The organism is Pseudomonas sp. W4I3 (genome assembly GCF_030816195.1).
Classification (GTDB): domain Bacteria; phylum Pseudomonadota; class Gammaproteobacteria; order Pseudomonadales; family Pseudomonadaceae; genus Aquipseudomonas.
Window position 1 is genome coordinate 3,128,737 of the sequence record NZ_JAUSXS010000001.1, and the last position, 15,896, is coordinate 3,144,632.

Here is a 15,896-nt window from a genome sequence, read left to right on the forward strand (position 1 = left end):
CGAATTCCGGCCGGCGTGGTTTAACGGGGCGCCTCAGATCAAAAGCAAGATCAAGAGCGGCTCGCTTCGCATCGTGGTTACCGTTGGCTGCTACAAAGTTGTGTAGATACCTATGCCCCGATAGCGGTACACCAGTCACCACATTCAGCGAATGACACACCGCTATCGGGAGCAAGCCCCCTCCCACATTTAGACTGAGTTCACATTGACCCAGCGCTCTTCAAGGGCCGCCACCCGAATCGCCGTCGCCAGCCGCTCCACCGCCCACGCCGCCTCGAAATCAGTGCCATCGGTGCCTTGCCCCGCCAGCGCCATGATCAGTTCGTGAACCTCCAGCGTCTTCAACTCGTTGTACCCAAGCTGATGGCCCGCCGCCGGGCTGAACGCGGCGTAACCGGGCAGGGCAGGGCCGGCGAGCAGGCGCTGGAAGCCGTCCTGGCCGACGCGGCACAGGCGCAGTTCGTTCAGGCGCTCCTGATCGAACGCCAGCGTGCCCAGGGTGCCGCTGATTTCAAAACTCAGGTGGTTCTTATAGCCATGCTTGAGCCAACTGCTGCTCACGGTGCCGCGCGCGCCGTTGGCGAAACGCAACAGGGCGTGGACCTGGTCATCCACGGCGATGGCCTTCAGCTCGTGGCTGCCTTTGAGGGCCGGCCGTTGCGCGTGGACGGTCTGGGTGTCGGCGCACACGCTGACCACATCGCCCACCAGGTAATGGGCCATCGACAGCAAATGGCTGCCCAGGTCAGCCAGCGCGCCGCCAGCGTGTTCCACCTCGCAGCGCCACGACCAGGGCGAGGTCGGGTCGGCCATGAAGTCTTCGCTGAACTCGCCCTGGAAACTGATGATCTGGCCAAGCTCGCCGCTCGCGATCATCTGACGCGCCAACGCGATCATCGGGTTGTGCTGGTAGTTGTAGCCCACGCGTGTGACCACCCCGGCCGCGCTGGCGGCGCGACGCATGGCATCGGCCTGTTCCAGGCTGACGGCCAGTGGCTTTTCGCAATACACCGCCTTGCCCGCCGCGATCGCGGCCATGGCCATGGGGTAGTGCAGATGATTAGGCGTGGTGATGGCCACGACATCGACCTTGGGATCGTCGATCAATGCCTGCCAATCCGCATGGGCCTGGGCAAAGCCCCAGGCGTTGGCGCAACGTTGCGCCCGCTCGATGTCGGCATCGGCCAGCGCAGCCAGCGTGAGCGTGACGGGCAGTTCGAACACCGCCCTGGCATTGTTGAACGCCAGCGCGTGGGCGCGCCCCATGAAGCCTGTGCCGATCAAGCCGATTCCGAGTTCACGCATCGCCGTGGTCCTTTGGATTATTATTTTCGGGAGGCGTATTAATGGAATAAATATTCACAAAACTCAATAGATAGAATAAAAATTCTCACGATAGCCTGATCGTTCCCATGCTCCGCGTGGTAACGCCGCCCGAGACGCTCCGCATCCTGTAGCACCATCATTTCCACTGATGCAGCTATATTCAGCGAGTGGCCAAACGCCGCCAGTTAACAAAAGATAACGTAGCGCCGATTGTCAGACGATTCCAAAGCCCGATAGGATGGCCCGTGCTTGCTTGCGGCGCTCTAGATTGCAGGTTTCAGAGCTGCGCGCAACGCACCGCGACCTAACAATAATAAATGGGAGAAAGGTCTATGAGTGAGCCTGTCATGGGTTGGGTTGTTTGCCGCCCACGCGCCGCACGCAAGCTTGCGTTGCTGGCCACAGCGCTCTCGCTGTTTGGAGCCGTCGCGATACCCGGCGGCGTCCAGGCCGCCGGCGATACCCCCGCCGCGGCGGTGTTTGCGATTGAATCCCCCAAGGCCGCCAAAGGCCTGATGATTGACGTGGTCCACGCCGGCCAGCGCCTGGTGGCGGTGGGTGATCGCGGCCACATCCTCTATTCCGATGACCAGGGCAGCACCTGGACCCAAGCCAAAGTGCCTACCCGGCAATTGCTCACGGCGGTGTTTTTCGTCGATGCCAAGCACGGCTGGGCGGTCGGCCATGATGCGCAGATCCTTGTCAGCAGCGACGGCGGCGCCAACTGGACCCAGCAATACCAGGACCTCAAGCGCGAAGCGCCGTTGCTCGACCTGTGGTTCAACGACGCCAATCACGGCCTGGCCGTGGGCGCCTACGGTGCGCTGGTCGAGACCAACGACGGCGGCAAGACCTGGGAAGACGTCAGCGAGCGCCTCGACAACGAAGACCAGTTCCACCTCAATGCCATCGCCTCCATCAAGGACGCCGGCCTGTTTATCGTCGGCGAGCAGGGCAGCATGTTCCGCTCCAGCGATGACGGCCAGACCTGGGAAAAGCTCGAAGGCCCCTACGAGGGCTCGCTGTTTGGCGTGATCGGCACCGCTCAACCGCACACCCTGTTGGCCTACGGCCTGCGCGGCAACCTTTACCGCTCCACCGACTTCGGCAGCACTTGGGAGCAGGTGGAGTTGAATGCGGCCCGTGGCGCCCTCGAATTCGGCCTGTCGGGCGCCACCTTGCTGGACGACGGTTCCATCGTGGTGGTGGGCAATGGCGGCAGCGTGGTAGTCAGCCACGACGACGGCCAGAGCTTCAGCGTGTTCAACCGCCCGGACCGCATTTCGCTGTCGGCGGTGACGGCAGCGGGTAACGGTAATTTGATTCTGGCCGGACAGGGTGGTGTTCGCGTCGCAATGCCCACTGGCGCAGAACCGATAAAACAATAAGAAGGCGGGGCAAGCATGAGCAGTCATCACAACGATAAAGCGACCTTCCTTGAGCGCCTGATCTTCAACAACCGCCCGGCAGTGATCGTTATCTGCCTGCTGGTGAGCATTTTCCTGTTCTGGCAGGCGACCTTGATTCGCCCGTCCACCAGCTTTGAAAAAATGATCCCCCTCAAACACCCCTTCATCGAAAAGATGATGGAGCACCGCAACGACCTGGCCAACCTGGGCAACACGGTGCGTATTTCGGTAGAAGCCAGGGACGGTGACATCTTTACCCAGTCCTACATGGAGACCCTGAGGCAGATCAACGACGAGGTGTTCTACATCTCCGGCGTCGACCGCTCGGGCCTCAAGTCGCTGTGGAGCCCCAGCGTGCGCTGGACCGAAGTGACCGAGGAAGGTTTTGCCGGCGGTGAAGTGATCCCGCAAAGCTACAACGGCTCGCCGCAAAGCCTCGACCAGCTGCGCAACAACGTGCTCAAGTCCGGCCAGGTCGGGCGCCTGGTGTCCAACGACTTCAAGTCGAGCATCGTCGATATCCCGCTGCTGGAGTCCTACCCGGACCCGCAGGACCAGGGCAAGTTGCTGGCCCTGGACTACCGCAAGTTCTCCCATGAGCTCGAAGAAAAGATCCGCGACAAGTTCGAAGCGCAGAACCCCAACGTCAAGATTCACATCGTCGGCTTCGCCAAAAAGGTTGGTGACCTGATCGATGGTCTGGTGATGGTGGTGATGTTCTTCGGCATCGCCTTCGTCATCACCCTGATCCTGCTGCTGTGGTTCACCAACTGCCTGCGCAGCACCATCGCGGTGCTGAGCACCACGCTGGTGGCGGTGGTCTGGCAGCTCGGCCTGATGCACTTCTTCGGCTTCGGGCTCGACCCGTACTCGATGCTGGTGCCGTTCCTGATCTTCGCCATCGGTATTTCCCACGGGGTCCAGAAGATCAACGGGATCGCCCTGCAGTCCAGCGAGGCGGACAACGCCCTGACCGCCGCGCGGCGCACCTTCCGCCAACTGTTCCTGCCGGGCATGATCGCGATCCTCGCCGACGCGGTCGGCTTTATCACCTTGCTGATCATCGACATCGGCGTGATCCGCGAACTGGCCATCGGTGCGTCCATCGGCGTGGCGGTGATCGTGTTCACCAACCTGATCCTGCTGCCGGTGGCGATTTCCTATGTGGGTATCAGCCCGCGGGCCATCGCCAAAAGCAAAAAAGACGCGAACCGCGAACACCCGTTCTGGCGCCTGCTGTCGAACTTCGCCAGCCCGAAAGTCGCGCCGATTTCCATCGCGCTGGCGCTGGTCGCCTTTGGCGGCGGCCTCTGGTACAGCCAGAACCTCAAGATCGGCGACCTGGACCAGGGCGCGCCGGAACTGCGCCCGGATTCGCGCTACAACAAGGACAACAACTTCATCATCAGCAACTACTCCACCAGCTCCGACGTGCTGGTGGTGATGGTCAAGACGAAAGCCGAAGGCTGCTCGCGCTATGAAGCCATGGCGCCGATCGACCAGTTGATGTGGAAAATGCAGAACACCGAGGGCGTGCAGTCGGCGATCTCGCTGGTGACCGTGTCCAAGCAGATGATCAAGGGCATGAACGAGGGCAACCTGAAATGGGAAACCCTGTCGCGCAACCCTGACGTGCTGAACAATTCCATCGCCCGCGCCGATGGCCTTTACAACAACAACTGCTCCCTGGCCCCGGTGCTGGTGTTCCTCAACGACCACAAGGCCGAGACCCTCGACCGTGCGGTGCATGCGGTGCAGGACTTCGCCAAGGAAAACAACAAGGAAGGCCTGGAATTCATCCTCGCCGCCGGTAACGCCGGGATCGAGGCGGCCACCAACGAGGTGATCAAGGAATCGGAGCTGATCATCCTGATCCTGGTGTACCTGTGCGTGGCTACCATGTGCATGATCACCTTCCGCTCGTGGGCGGCAACCCTGTGCATCGTGTTGCCCCTGGTGCTGACCTCGGTGCTGGGCAACGCGCTGATGGCGTTCATGGGCATCGGCGTCAAGGTCGCGACCTTGCCGGTGGTGGCGTTGGGCGTGGGCATCGGCGTGGACTACGGCATCTACATCTACAGCCGTCTGGAAAGCTTCCTGCGTGCGGGGTTGCCGTTGCAGGAAGCCTATTACCAGACGCTGAAGTCCACCGGTAAAGCCGTGCTGTTTACCGGCCTGTGCCTGGCCATCGGCGTGTGCACCTGGATCTTCTCGGCCATCAAGTTCCAGGCCGACATGGGCCTGATGCTCACCTTCATGCTGCTGTGGAACATGTTCGGTGCGCTATGGCTGTTGCCGGCGCTGGCGCGGTTTTTGATCAAGCCCGAGAAGCTGGCCGGACAGAAAGGCAACTCGCTGTTCGCCCATTGACCCGCCGGCAGGCGCGATACCTCTTCGCGCCTGCCGGTGTGCCGCCTCAGGGGTTGACAGGTTGCGGGGCGATCGCGAGAAACAGCTGATCCAGCGGCGGCTTGATCAGCACATACACGATCTGCTTAACCGGTTCCTCGCTTGACGACGCGCCGCTCAATTGTTCCTGCACGTGCTGCTTGAGCAAATCCTTCTGCGTGAATTTGCGCTGCTCGCGCAGCTTGAGGTGCGCCCGGCTGTAGCTGGCCGCCGCGGTGGTGGCCGACGGGTAGTGGAAGTGCGCGTACCACAGCACCTGCGGCGGACGGGTAGCTTTGTCGTATACCGCGTATTCGGTGAAGAAGTCGCCGCTGAGGGTAGGGCGCTCCGGGTCCGCCGCGCTGGTCAGGTTGATGTCGATCTGCTGGTGATCCCAGAGGTACGTCACGCTTTGCGGCGTCGGCCACTGCTGCTTGTACGCGCTACTGCAGTCAAGCACTGCCTTGCGCCTCAGGTCCTGGGCGTGGGCGTGATACTCAGCGATCAGTCTCTGGGCGGTGGGGCTGTTGGCGTGATCGCGCTCCAGGCGGACGGCGAGGTCGGTGAGCTTGCGCGCATGCCCGGTGAGCAAAATGTCCCAATCGGCCGGGTCGACCTGTTGCCGGGTGAGGGGCGAGTCGAGCTGGCGCTTCTGGTCGTTGACTTGCCGTTCTATGTCCGCGCGCTGGCCGATCAACTTCTGGCCCTGGGTGCGCAGCTCGACCACTGTCTGAAGCGGCTGCAGGTTTAGGGAGGGGAGTTCGAGGGGTGGCGCCTTGTCGACCCACTCGTCCTCAATCCGCTCGAACGAGGCGATGGTTTCGCCGGTGCCCGAGTCCGTAATGGTCATCTGTTCGCGACCGGCCGGCCCGGCAGCGCCGCCCACGTCACCGATCAGGTAGCCACGCCGACGGGACTTGAACACTCGCCGTGTGGCCGGCTTGGCGGGCAGGGTCTTCGAAATCGGCAGCGTGACGTCCAGTTGTTCCTGCTTGCTGACCACCGTTTCCAGTTCGCGCTGAGCCAGGGCTTGAGCGTTGGCGAGCGCCTCCAGCAGGCGTTCGGAGGATGGATGCAGGCGCTTGGAATTCAGGGATTTAAGTGCCTGGAGGGCGTTTGCATAACGGCGGTATTTATCGATGATGGACTCGTAGACATTGCGCTGGTCTTCCAGGGCGTAGTCGTTGCTGCTGCGCACTTCGATGTGTGACAGCACAGTCTGTGGTAGCTCGAGGTTGCGCAGGCGCTGGTAATACAGACTTTCCTGCGGCGGCAGGATGATGTCCGATCTGTCCACACTAGCGAGCGCCAGTGACGACATGGCATTGAGTTTCAGGTTTTGCGCAAAGATCAGCCGTACGTCGGTGATGTTCTTCAGCCAGGCCAACCGTTTGGCGACGCCGCCGGGTGAGTAATCCGCCAATTGCTCAAGCACGGTTTCCACCTGGGCGGCGGCATCCGCCATGCGCAGCCAGGTGTCCGCTGACTCGACCGCTTTGGCGATGTACTCATCGTAGGCAGTGCGATCATTTCTAAGAAAATCCACAAACATGCTCTGCGCCAGATCACGCATGGACTGGCCGGTGCGGGACGTCTGCAGGCCTTGCAACCACTCGCGTTCAAAATTACAGACGCTCAAAGCCTCGTTCGCCGACTGCTCCAGGATCGTTTCCATTTCCTTGATATCGGCGCCAGCGAGGGCGACCTGCCTGAGTTCCCGAGCCAGGGGCACGAGGGTCAGGCGGGTCTCGATCAAGGGCGTCACGCGCTTCGTGAGGTTTTCCAACAAAGCCCGATAGAGGGTGCTGCGGCTGGCGTAGTCTTTGACTTCCCTCTGGTGACTGGCCTCCAGAACAGGCCGCTGCGCGGGAGCAGCCCGTTGCAGTGCGTCCCAGGCCTGTACCAGCGCCTGGCGTTGGGCCTTGAGGGTGCCGAGCATCTTCGCCATTTGATCGAGTGACTGCCTGACCGGGGGTTCCAGGGAACCGCCCAGTACCGCGTTGATCTGCTCCATACGGTCGAGCAGCTGGTTTTTTTTCTCAAGATTCTGTGCGCGCAATGTGGCCACGCGCTTGGGGCCGCCGCCGGCCAGGCGCAGGCCGAAATCCAGGCGCCAGTGGCCACTGTCGTCGGACCTGATCGGGATGCCGGGGTGGTCGAGCCGATCGGGGTGAATGATGAATACCTCGCCAAAACCCGGGATGATACCGATGCGGAACAACAGGCCGCTCACCGAGGCGTGCAACTTCCCGTCGATCCGGTACAGGCCTTTGTAAAAGCCGACCTCGATTTGCTCCGGTATCGGGTCTGGCCAGGGCACGTTGTAGGCCAGCAGTTTTTCCAGCAAACGGGCTGCCTGACGGGTGCTGGCCACGGAACGGTCGAAGTCCAGCAGCGTTCGCCCGCCTCCCGCAGGTTCGGAGGGCAGGCCCACCACGCCGCGCCGAACCTGTACGGGCGGTGCGCTGGCTGGCACGGTCTGCGAGCGCCTGAAGGGCAACCGGGCCAGTGCCTGCTCCGTTTCAGGCTGATCACGCCGTACATTGAGGGGGGGCTCAGGGGGTGGAAGTTGATGCAACAGCAGCAGGCCGATGTTCATCAGTACATCCACCCAGGCCAGCTCCCGAGTGGTGGGGTCTGTGCTTTCCAGCGCGGGCAGGTCCTGTTTCAGACTTTGCATCAGTTGCAACAACCAGCCCACCACCGCCAGCGGCCCGCGCACGGCCATCAACAGCGTATTGAAGCCCAGCAGCATGCCCTCCACGATCAGCGCCCAGCGGCTCTCGGTATCGGAGGTGGACGCTTCCTCGGCCTGGGCCAGCAGCTGATGAGCTTCGCACTCGAAGAGGTATTCCCATAACGTGCCGGTGCTCAATGCAAGAAGCATTTTCGCTGCGCTTTCATCGTCGGCGCCGGCCAGTGTTGCCGGGGCGGGCACGCTGGGCAGTGGATCGAATTCCGAACCGCCGATGACCCGTACGTAATGGGGTTGGACGAACCCGCCGTTGCTGTAGATCGGCCTGGCGCGCTCCGGCAGCCAGGTCAGCACACTGGTCTGCAGTTCGCCAGTCTCGACAATGGCGGCCAGCAGGTCGGCACGGCTGCCGAACTCGCGCAGCGCCTGGGCATAGGCCGGGCGGTACAGCACATGCGGCCCGGCCGTTGGGTCACGGGCCTCGATGACAAACATGTTTTGCACCACATCGGCGCTGGCACCGGGTTTGCGCAGGAACGCCAGGGGGCGCATGACGATTTCAGTCTCGCCGACCCAGCGGCCCGCGCGCTCCTCGTTGAGCACCGCCGCCACATAACGCACACCGCGCGCGGTCAGCCCGGCGAGCCCCTGAAGCTTGTATTCCAGCGCCTGGGTCTTGAGTTGCAGAGGGCGTTGCTGCTTGAACAGGCGTCGGCGTTTTTGCGCCGCCTCGGTATCGTCTATCAATTCCTGGCGGATGTAGTTGGGGTAGTTCAGGCCGATGTTCACCCGCTGGATCAATTGGAAAATGTAGTCCGGCGTCAACCAGTCTTCCAGCATTCGGCCTTTGCGGTGGCTCAGGGTCACGGAGCCCAACGGGCGTCCCGATAAGTTTTTCAGGGCCAGGTCCACCAGGCTCATCGCCACCGGCTCCACGTAGCTGCTGCCACTGTCGCCGACCGGCACGCGGAACGTCAGTTGCAGGTCGTCGGCATCGTAGCCTTCGGCGAGTGCCGTTTCAGTGCAGGTCCGCGTGCCGTGCAGGGCTTGGTTGCGGTCCAGGCACAACTGGTGGTTCAGGTGGCTGGTGGCATAGGCGCCAATGCTGTCCAACTCAGCCAGTTGCGGGTCGCCAAGGGCTTCACGCTTGATAATGGCCTGTTCGAGCACATAGTGATGGTAGGTAAACCGGTCCGCCGGCGAAGCGTTTTGCAACCAGTCGGGCAGCGCCGCCTTGAGCGAGGGCTGGCGTTGTGAATACGCGCCAGGCAGGGCGGATAGCTGGCGGGCCGGGTCGGTGACGACGGCGAAAAGTTGTTCCAGGGCGCTCACGCTGATGTCCGCGGGCAGGCGAATGGCGGCCAGGTCGTCCAGTTGCTGGTTAAACACCAGCGCCGCCTGGACCTCGAAAATATTGCCGTCCGGCTCGTACTGATTCCACGTGATTCGGCCGGCCACATACTGCTTGGACATGCGCTCGCCCCACGCTTTGCCAAAGGCATCCAGGCTGGCGAAGGACTCGATCCTTCCGGACAGGCCACACAGCAACACTTGCGTGTCGTCGACCAGCAACAGGTCGGTCGACTGCACGGTCAGGCTTTTGGCGCCCTGGTCCAGGCAGGTTTCAAGGGTATAGGCATGCAGGGATTTGTCGGGCCATGGCTGGCGTGCGCGGTCTTCCCGGTCGGGGCAACGGGCCAGGGCGCTGAGCATCCGCAGATGCCCGGCGTTGCTCCCCTCCTGCTTCACGGCCAGGAGGCGCAGCCGGGCCTGCAGCATGTCCGCCAGCCATTTCCAGCGGCTGTCGTGGGCGTCGTCGGCTTGTCCCCAATACATCGCCAAAGCGTCCTGAAAGCTGATGAACAGGACCTGGGCCAACTCACGGATAACCGCTTCGATGGTGTGCAGGTCGTAGTAGCGTAGACCGTCGCTTTGATAGGTGAGCCGGTTGCCCGTGGCGTCGCTCAGGTAGCAGTCCAGTCCGTCACGTGTCGACATATCCGGGTAACTGCCCGTGGCCAGGTACTTCAGGGCCACCGTCAACAGCGGGAGCAAGGCCCGGCCGCCTCCGTCACTCGGCTGCGCCAGGCGCAGTTCCGAGGGCGGCAAGGTCAGCGGCGGGTATTTTTCCTTGAGCAGGTACGACAGCATCTGCGCGGTGGTGTCGCGCAGGGTCGGGCGTGTGGCGAATTGTGTGGCAACCGCTTGTTGCAGCGGGTCTGTGGAGGTGTCGCGGGTTGAAGCAGGCATTGGCGTTCCTTTACGTTGGCCTGGGAAGTCATCGCCAAAGGTAGTGTCGGCCTGCTGCGCGAGGTGGTAGCCGGTTAGGGCTTTAGGTTCGAGGCGCAAACTGACCTATGATGGGTGTTTTGAACCTGATGAAAGATGGTTATGACTGATAGATTGCTCAGCGCCCTTGGCACCTGCGACATGGTGGAAATCGACGGGCTGCACACCTTTGACTTCCAACTGAGCGCGCAAACGCTGCGCATTACCTGCCTGGACGGGCGGGTGCCCAAGCATTGGACATTCAGCCTGGCGCAGCTGCAGGCGGCGACCCTGGACGACGCCTCACAGTGCTGGAGGCTGAGCAGCGATGCCGGCGAGCACCGCTTGATCTGCATGCAAGGTTTTACCGGGAACAATGACAATAACGACGAGGACGAAACGGATGAACATGCGTAAATTCTGGCCCCTGCTGATGGCGGGCAGCGTCGGCGCGATGTCGGTGCAAGCCGCACCCGCTGACACCTACGAGCTGCTGGTCGGCAGCTACACCGCCGGCACCAGCGAAGGCATCTACCGGCTGCAATTCGACAGCCGTACCGGGCAATTCCAAGGCCCGCCGGTGCTGGCGGCGAAAGCGGCGAACCCGTCCTGGCTGACGGTTTCCAAGGACCAGAAGCACCTGTTCGTGGTCAATGAAAACGGCCCTGGGCAAAAGGACCCGGTTGGTCGCGTCAGCAGCTACAGCATTGACCCCGGCAACCATCAGCTGACCTTGATCAACCAGGTCCAGAGCCTGGGCAATGAGCCGACCCATTCGAGCGTGGCCGGCGATGGCCGTTACCTGTTCGTCGCCAACTATTCGGTGCTGCAGGACCCCGGCGGCAGCCTGGCGATCCTGCCGATCGACGCCCAGGGCAAGCTGTCGGCGCCGGTACAGATGAGCGGTCACCCGGCCAGCGGCGTCAACCCGGAGCGCCAGGCGTCCAACCATGTGCATTCGGTGGTCTCGTCACCGGATGGCAAGTATGTGTTCGTCCAGGACCTGGGGGCCGACAAGGTGTTCGCCTACCGCTACGACCCCAAGGCCAACCATGAGCTGCCATTGACCCCGGCCGACCCGGCCGCTGTGCAGCTGCCGCCCGGTAGCGGCCCGCGCCACCTGCTGTTCAGTGCCGACGGCAAGCATGCCTGGCTGACCACTGAAATGAGCGCGCAAGTGGCGGTGTTCGACTACCACGACGGCAAACTGAGCCAAACCCAGTTGGTGGACTTCGCCGCCGGCCAGCCGGTGTCCGACAAGGCGGGAGCGGCGCTGCACGCCTCAAGCGATGGCAAATTCCTGTACGTCAGCAACCGTGGCACCACCAATCAGATGCTGGTGTTCAGCATCGACCCGGCCACCGCGCACCTGAAGGAGCTGCAACGCCGTTCCGTTGAAGGCGATCACCCGCGCGAGTTCAGCCTGGACCCCAGCGGCAAGTTCCTGTTGGTGGCCAACCAGAAAAGCAACGAAATCGTGGTGATCGAACGCGACCCCAAGACCGGTCTGCTGGGTAAAACCGTGCAGAAACAGCCGATCGATGCGCCCAGCGACCTCAAGTTCCTGGTGCGTCAATAAGCGAGAGGCCGCGCTTGACGACTTTTGCCTTAATTAAACTAGTTAAGGGTTATCCCGGACAAATGCACGCATAAATTATGCATTAAACTTTACGTATAAAACCTACATCATCTACCTTTGCTCCGGAAGTCAAGAGGACCAAACCCGGAAGTAGAGGTAGGGATGTGGCCTAGGTTTGCTAGGCTGTATCGGTCGCGCTGACCTTCGACTGCGCCGTCACCTCCTGAGTCTGTCGTTTTTTCAGTGTCCAATCGCGGTCCATTCAGTTCCTGACAGTTGACGCCCAGTCCATGACACTCAATTGCATGCTCAACTATGTTGCTAGTTCTGGAATGACTTCCAGTGGCAGCGTGGTGGAAGTACTAACTCTCCAGCCAAGTCATTAATCTTTCGACACCGTGAAGGAAAGTCTCGACCGCCAACTCAACAGTGGACATATCAACTTCTTGTCGTTTTGTTCCAAGGTTACCCATGATAATGAAATAAATCTTTCATAGCTCCGTTCAACCTCAAAATCAACGGACGCTCGGTCAGGCGTATTTCGGTCTGCTTGGGACCTGTTCGGAGATTTCCGAGTGAACTGAATGGTTAGTTATTTATTTGTTTAAATTACCCGGGCCAGCGTTTACGGGGATTTTAAGTTGGCGAAGTAGGTGGTTAGTCACTAAATATTTCAGTTTTCACCTAGTATTGACTTTGATGTGGCGGGGGTAGATTCTTTTCGACGGTGCCGCTGAAAACCATTCAGAATCGTTTCTAAAAATATAAAAATAGTATTATTTATTTCGTATGCAGAAAAGTAACGCTTTGTTTTATCCGGCAGTAAATGGAGGGATTCTCGCGTATGCCATCGTCCATGCGCTTATGCGCAAAGAGGCGAGCGTTGAATTTTTAGGCTTTATTGATGTTCCCGCGCCGCACAAGTTGCCTTACAAGAATCAGGATATTAAGCACTACTTTATTGAGCATATTAAGACGGTAGCTTCCGAGGCCGAACGGTATAAATTCCATGTGTTAAATGAGGGTGGCGAGCTTGCTGAGCTGATTAAAAAAGCACAGAGTTTGGGAGGCTATGATTTAAATGCAGATACCTCGCTGGAAACAGTCATATGGCAAGCCATTTATAATTTTTCGCAGATTGCAAGTGCTTATAAACCATCTCCATTGCCGGTCAATCTCCATCACTTTTATGCGGCTGATCGTGACCGCACCTCTCTGCCGCAGGGCGATATGGTAGCCGGGTGGAGAGAACTCTTGCCTGATATGGCGATTAGTTCTGTTGCTATTCCAGGTGGGCATGTTTCCATGATGGAGGACCACGGTAATCGCAGGCATTTGGCTGAGGCATTGAATCGAGCGCTTTCGTGAGAGGTGATGATTGAGCGTTTCGCTCATCCACATTCAAGTGGGCGTGTAACTGTCCACTTGTCTATTCGCTCAAATAACCACTCGGGCGCCTATCTGCCGCTTCATTAGTTCGCCTCGCCTCCACTTGGGTATTTATCAGTTTCAAATTATAAAAAGGAAGAATCATGGCAAATCACTACCGCGAACTGTTCACCACCCCGGGCGTCATGGGGTTGGTGATCGCAAGTTCCATTGCCCGTCTGCCACAGGCAATGATCGGCATCGGCATCATTACGATGTTGGTGCAGCAGACGGGGCTTTATTGGCTGGCGGGCTCGGTCGCCGGTACGTTTACCCTGGCGAATGCGCTTATCGGTCCGCACGTATCGAAACTGGTTGATCGGCGCGGGCAACGTAGGGTTCTGCCCGTTGTGACGGCCTTCAGCATTGGTATGTTGCTGGCGCTGATCATCGCCGTCTACATGAGGGCTCCCGCCACGCTGCTGTTTATTCTTGCGGCATTGGCCGGCACGATGCCGAGCATGCCCGCGATGATTAGAGCACGCTGGACCCAGCTTTTTCGGGGCAAGCCACAGCTGCACACGGCCTTCTCTCTGGACACGGTGCTGACTGAACTCGCCTATATCATCGGCCCGCCAATTGCCATTGGTTTGAGCGTCAGCTTTTTCGCCGAAGCCGGGCCTCTAGTGGCCGTCGTGTTGCTGGTGGTTGGCGTGACGACTTTTCTGATGCAGCGCCAGACAGAACCGAAGGTGGTCGTAGGCCTTAAAAAGAGCACGGGCTCGACCCTGCTTATCCCCGGCGTTCGCACCATCGTACTGGCGCTCCTGGCGATGGGTGTGATTGGCGGATCAGTCGATGTGACGGTGGTTGCCTTCGCCAACGCACAAGGCTGGCCGGCGTCTGCCACGTTCATCCTGGCAGCCTATGCGCTCGGCTCCATGATCGCGGGTCTGACGTTCGGCGCTTTGAGGATTTCCCTGCCGATTGAAAAGCAGTTCTTTATCGGGGTATTGATAACGGCGGCGACTGCCGTGTTGCCCATCCTTTCACCCGACGTCTACATCCTTTCCGGGATGTTGTTTGTGGCAGGTATGTCATTTGCGCCAACGATGGTCGTCGTCATGAACCTCGGTACGAACATTGTTCCGCCGTCCAGGATCACCGAAGGACTTACGTGGATGACGACAGGCATCAGCATTGGCGTCGCGCTCGGTGGCGTATTGGCGGGTTTGGTCATCGATGGCTATGGCGCGCAGGCAGGGTTCGGTGTCGCGATTGTCGCGGGGCTGTTCATGGTGGTGATTGTGCTTTTAGGGCTGCATACGCTTCGTGCCACGTCTGCTGTGGGTGCCGAGCTGAATTTCCAATGATCCGTAACCAACGGGGGCATGCGCCTTACTATTAATTCCATTGATGACGGCTACTGTTTCAAAGCATTTCTAAGGTTCAACCCTCGGGCGTAAGTTGGGTTCCAAGGCCTCACTGGCCACCCAACCAAACGAACACAAGGGTTACCCTCATGAACTTCAATCTCTTCTCGGTCATCGCTGCTTCTGCTGTTTCCGCCAGCGTGGTCTTGCCGGCATCCGCCAGCGTCGAAGTGACCGGCAAACCATCGAGCAGCAGTGCCTACACTCAGAAATACCTGCAGCAAAGCGCCAATTTTTACGCCGCGCTGGATCACAAGACGCGCGCCTGAGCCGCGACAGGATAGCCCTTGGGCAGCCGCCATTGATCTGGCGGCTGCCCAAGGGTTTTTTTGTGGCAGTTACGGCGCCAATGGGAGGAAATGGCTGTTGGCCAGTTCCGGCGTAATCAGCGCGCGGTGGATCTCGATCACTTTTCCTGGGTCCTGTTCCTTAACCAGCAGTGAGGCGTAGGTTTCGTAGCGCTGCTCGGGTGTCTTGAAGTGGGCAACACTGTACTGCGCCTTGGGCGTGTCCTGGGCAGGGTAGTGAAAGTGCGCGTAGCCGTATGCCCGGTTTGTAAGCGTGGTCAGCGCATATTCCTGCAGGAAGTCTTTAAGCCCGTCTTGAGTGCGGTGCGCGGGGTTTTGCGTTGCGCACGCAGCTTTCCGAGCTGCAGAAGAAACTCCACGTTGTCACTGGTGGGCGGCTGGCCAGTGCCATCTGGGTGCGCAGTTGCACGCCCTTTCTAGTCAGGGTGACGGCGCCTTCGCTCAGGTTATGGATCAGTCGCGTGTCTTTCGGGGCTTGGCCACGGCGCTGCTCGTCAAACCGCTGTCGAGGTCTCGCACCAGTTGCTCGAACTTGGCGGCCTCACGCTGCAGCTGCTCTTGGATTCCCTTGGGTGTCGACGCTTTCTGAACATAGCTTTCGATGCGCTGCAGATTGCCTTGCATGTGCTCGAGCAGCTTTTTCCCCTTGGGCTTTCAAAATGGCCAGGGCGTAGGGCACGCGCGGCGGTACGGGCACTTCGGGCTGGGTGATTCGCACCCAGACGTCCGGCGCATGTTCGTGAAAGGAGGCTAAGGTCCGTTCCTCAAACGGCGCGATCACATCGACAATATCGCCTGCCTGGTCGACGACGCGCGGACGCGTCCTGCCGACCAGCGCACCCGAGGGGGTCTTGATCACGGGTTTGTTGCCGGTACGGCGCGGCGGCGTCGGCACGGCGGGCGGTGCCTCTTTCAGTGCTTGCACCAATTGCAACTGGGCATCGGCCGCCATCTCCCGCACGGTAGTGAGCAGCTGCGTCAGGCGGTCGCGGTCGAGCAGTGCCTCGTTGAACACCTCGAGGCTCTGCAGGCCGTCGGCGGTGACAGCGGCGGGTAGAGCTCCTTGAGGTTATCGGCTAACAATTGGGCGATAACGATGCGCAGGGTCGGGCGGTCGGCGAA

At 60.2% G+C, this 15,896-nt stretch carries 10 protein-coding genes; 7 read left to right on the plus strand and 3 right to left on the minus strand.

The window, feature by feature from the left end; translation table 11 throughout:
* Positions 1–189 precede the first annotated feature (189 nt).
* On the minus strand, positions 190–1,305 hold the full coding sequence (locus QF045_RS14355) for a Gfo/Idh/MocA family protein (RefSeq protein WP_306492769.1): 1,116 nt from the start codon (positions 1,303–1,305) through the stop codon (positions 190–192).
* 368 nt (positions 1,306–1,673) lie between these two features.
* On the opposite strand from QF045_RS14355, the gene QF045_RS14360 reads away from it, so the two are divergent.
* Complete coding sequence (locus tag QF045_RS14360) at positions 1,674–2,714, plus strand: YCF48-related protein (protein WP_306494896.1); 1,041 nt, start codon at positions 1,674–1,676, stop codon at positions 2,712–2,714.
* Positions 2,715–2,729: 15 nt separating this feature from the next.
* The gene (locus QF045_RS14365; protein ID WP_306492770.1) at positions 2,730–5,105 is read left to right on the plus strand and encodes an RND family transporter; all 2,376 of its coding nucleotides are present in this window, start codon (positions 2,730–2,732) and stop codon (positions 5,103–5,105) included.
* Positions 5,106–5,151: 46 nt separating this feature from the next.
* Here the strand turns inward: QF045_RS14365 and QF045_RS14370 are convergent, their stop codons facing one another.
* Positions 5,152–10,068 (minus strand): hypothetical protein, encoded by a 4,917-nt coding sequence (locus QF045_RS14370; protein ID WP_306492771.1) that lies wholly within the window; start codon positions 10,066–10,068, stop codon positions 5,152–5,154.
* Between the two features lie 141 nt (positions 10,069–10,209).
* Here QF045_RS14370 and QF045_RS14375 point away from each other — a divergent pair, with 141 nt between their 5' ends.
* The 5 genes from QF045_RS14375 (at position 10,210) to QF045_RS14395 (ending at position 14,735) form a co-directional block, all read left to right on the plus strand.
* Entirely contained in the window at positions 10,210–10,503 is a 294-nt protein-coding gene (locus tag QF045_RS14375) for a DUF5629 family protein (RefSeq protein WP_306492772.1), read from the plus strand.
* Positions 10,490–11,665, plus strand: a complete 1,176-nt coding sequence (locus tag QF045_RS14380) for a lactonase family protein (protein ID WP_306492773.1) — start codon at positions 10,490–10,492, stop codon at positions 11,663–11,665. The genes QF045_RS14375 and QF045_RS14380 overlap by 14 nt, the downstream gene beginning before the upstream one ends.
* 789 nt (positions 11,666–12,454) lie before the next feature.
* Positions 12,455–13,033, plus strand: coding sequence for a hypothetical protein (locus QF045_RS14385; protein WP_306492774.1), 579 nt, complete (start codon positions 12,455–12,457; stop codon positions 13,031–13,033).
* A gap of 164 nt (positions 13,034–13,197) precedes the next feature.
* On the plus strand, positions 13,198–14,406 hold the full coding sequence (locus tag QF045_RS14390) for an MFS transporter (RefSeq protein WP_306492775.1): 1,209 nt from the start codon (positions 13,198–13,200) through the stop codon (positions 14,404–14,406).
* 149 nt (positions 14,407–14,555) lie between these two features.
* Positions 14,556–14,735 carry a hypothetical protein gene (locus QF045_RS14395; RefSeq protein WP_306492776.1) on the plus strand — a complete coding sequence of 60 codons (180 nt, stop codon included), beginning with the start codon at positions 14,556–14,558 and terminating at the stop codon, positions 14,733–14,735.
* Positions 14,736–15,315: 580 nt separating this feature from the next.
* On the opposite strand, the gene QF045_RS14400 is transcribed toward QF045_RS14395, so the two are convergent.
* Positions 15,316–15,789, minus strand: a complete 474-nt coding sequence (locus QF045_RS14400) for a hypothetical protein (RefSeq protein WP_306492777.1) — start codon at positions 15,787–15,789, stop codon at positions 15,316–15,318.
* Between the last annotated feature and the right edge of the window lie 107 nt (positions 15,790–15,896).

What these genes read in the sequence shown, in the direction of transcription:
- QF045_RS14365 (WP_306492770.1), top strand. Translation starts at nt 2,730, where the DNA reads ATGAGCAGTCATCACAACGATAAAGCGACCTTCCTTGAGCGCCTGATC.
- QF045_RS14375 (WP_306492772.1), top strand. Translation starts at nt 10,210, where the DNA reads ATGACTGATAGATTGCTCAGCGCCCTTGGCACCTGCGACATGGTGGAA.
- QF045_RS14390 (WP_306492775.1), top strand. Translation starts at nt 13,198, where the DNA reads ATGGCAAATCACTACCGCGAACTGTTCACCACCCCGGGCGTCATGGGG.
- QF045_RS14385 (WP_306492774.1), top strand. Translation starts at nt 12,455, where the DNA reads ATGCAGAAAAGTAACGCTTTGTTTTATCCGGCAGTAAATGGAGGGATT.
- QF045_RS14380 (WP_306492773.1), top strand. Translation starts at nt 10,490, where the DNA reads ATGAACATGCGTAAATTCTGGCCCCTGCTGATGGCGGGCAGCGTCGGC.
- QF045_RS14395 (WP_306492776.1), top strand. Translation starts at nt 14,556, where the DNA reads ATGAACTTCAATCTCTTCTCGGTCATCGCTGCTTCTGCTGTTTCCGCC.
- QF045_RS14370 (WP_306492771.1), bottom strand. Translation starts at nt 10,068, where the DNA reads ATGCCTGCTTCAACCCGCGACACCTCCACAGACCCGCTGCAACAAGCG.
- QF045_RS14355 (WP_306492769.1), bottom strand. Translation starts at nt 1,305, where the DNA reads ATGCGTGAACTCGGAATCGGCTTGATCGGCACAGGCTTCATGGGGCGC.
- QF045_RS14360 (WP_306494896.1), top strand. Translation starts at nt 1,674, where the DNA reads ATGGGTTGGGTTGTTTGCCGCCCACGCGCCGCACGCAAGCTTGCGTTG.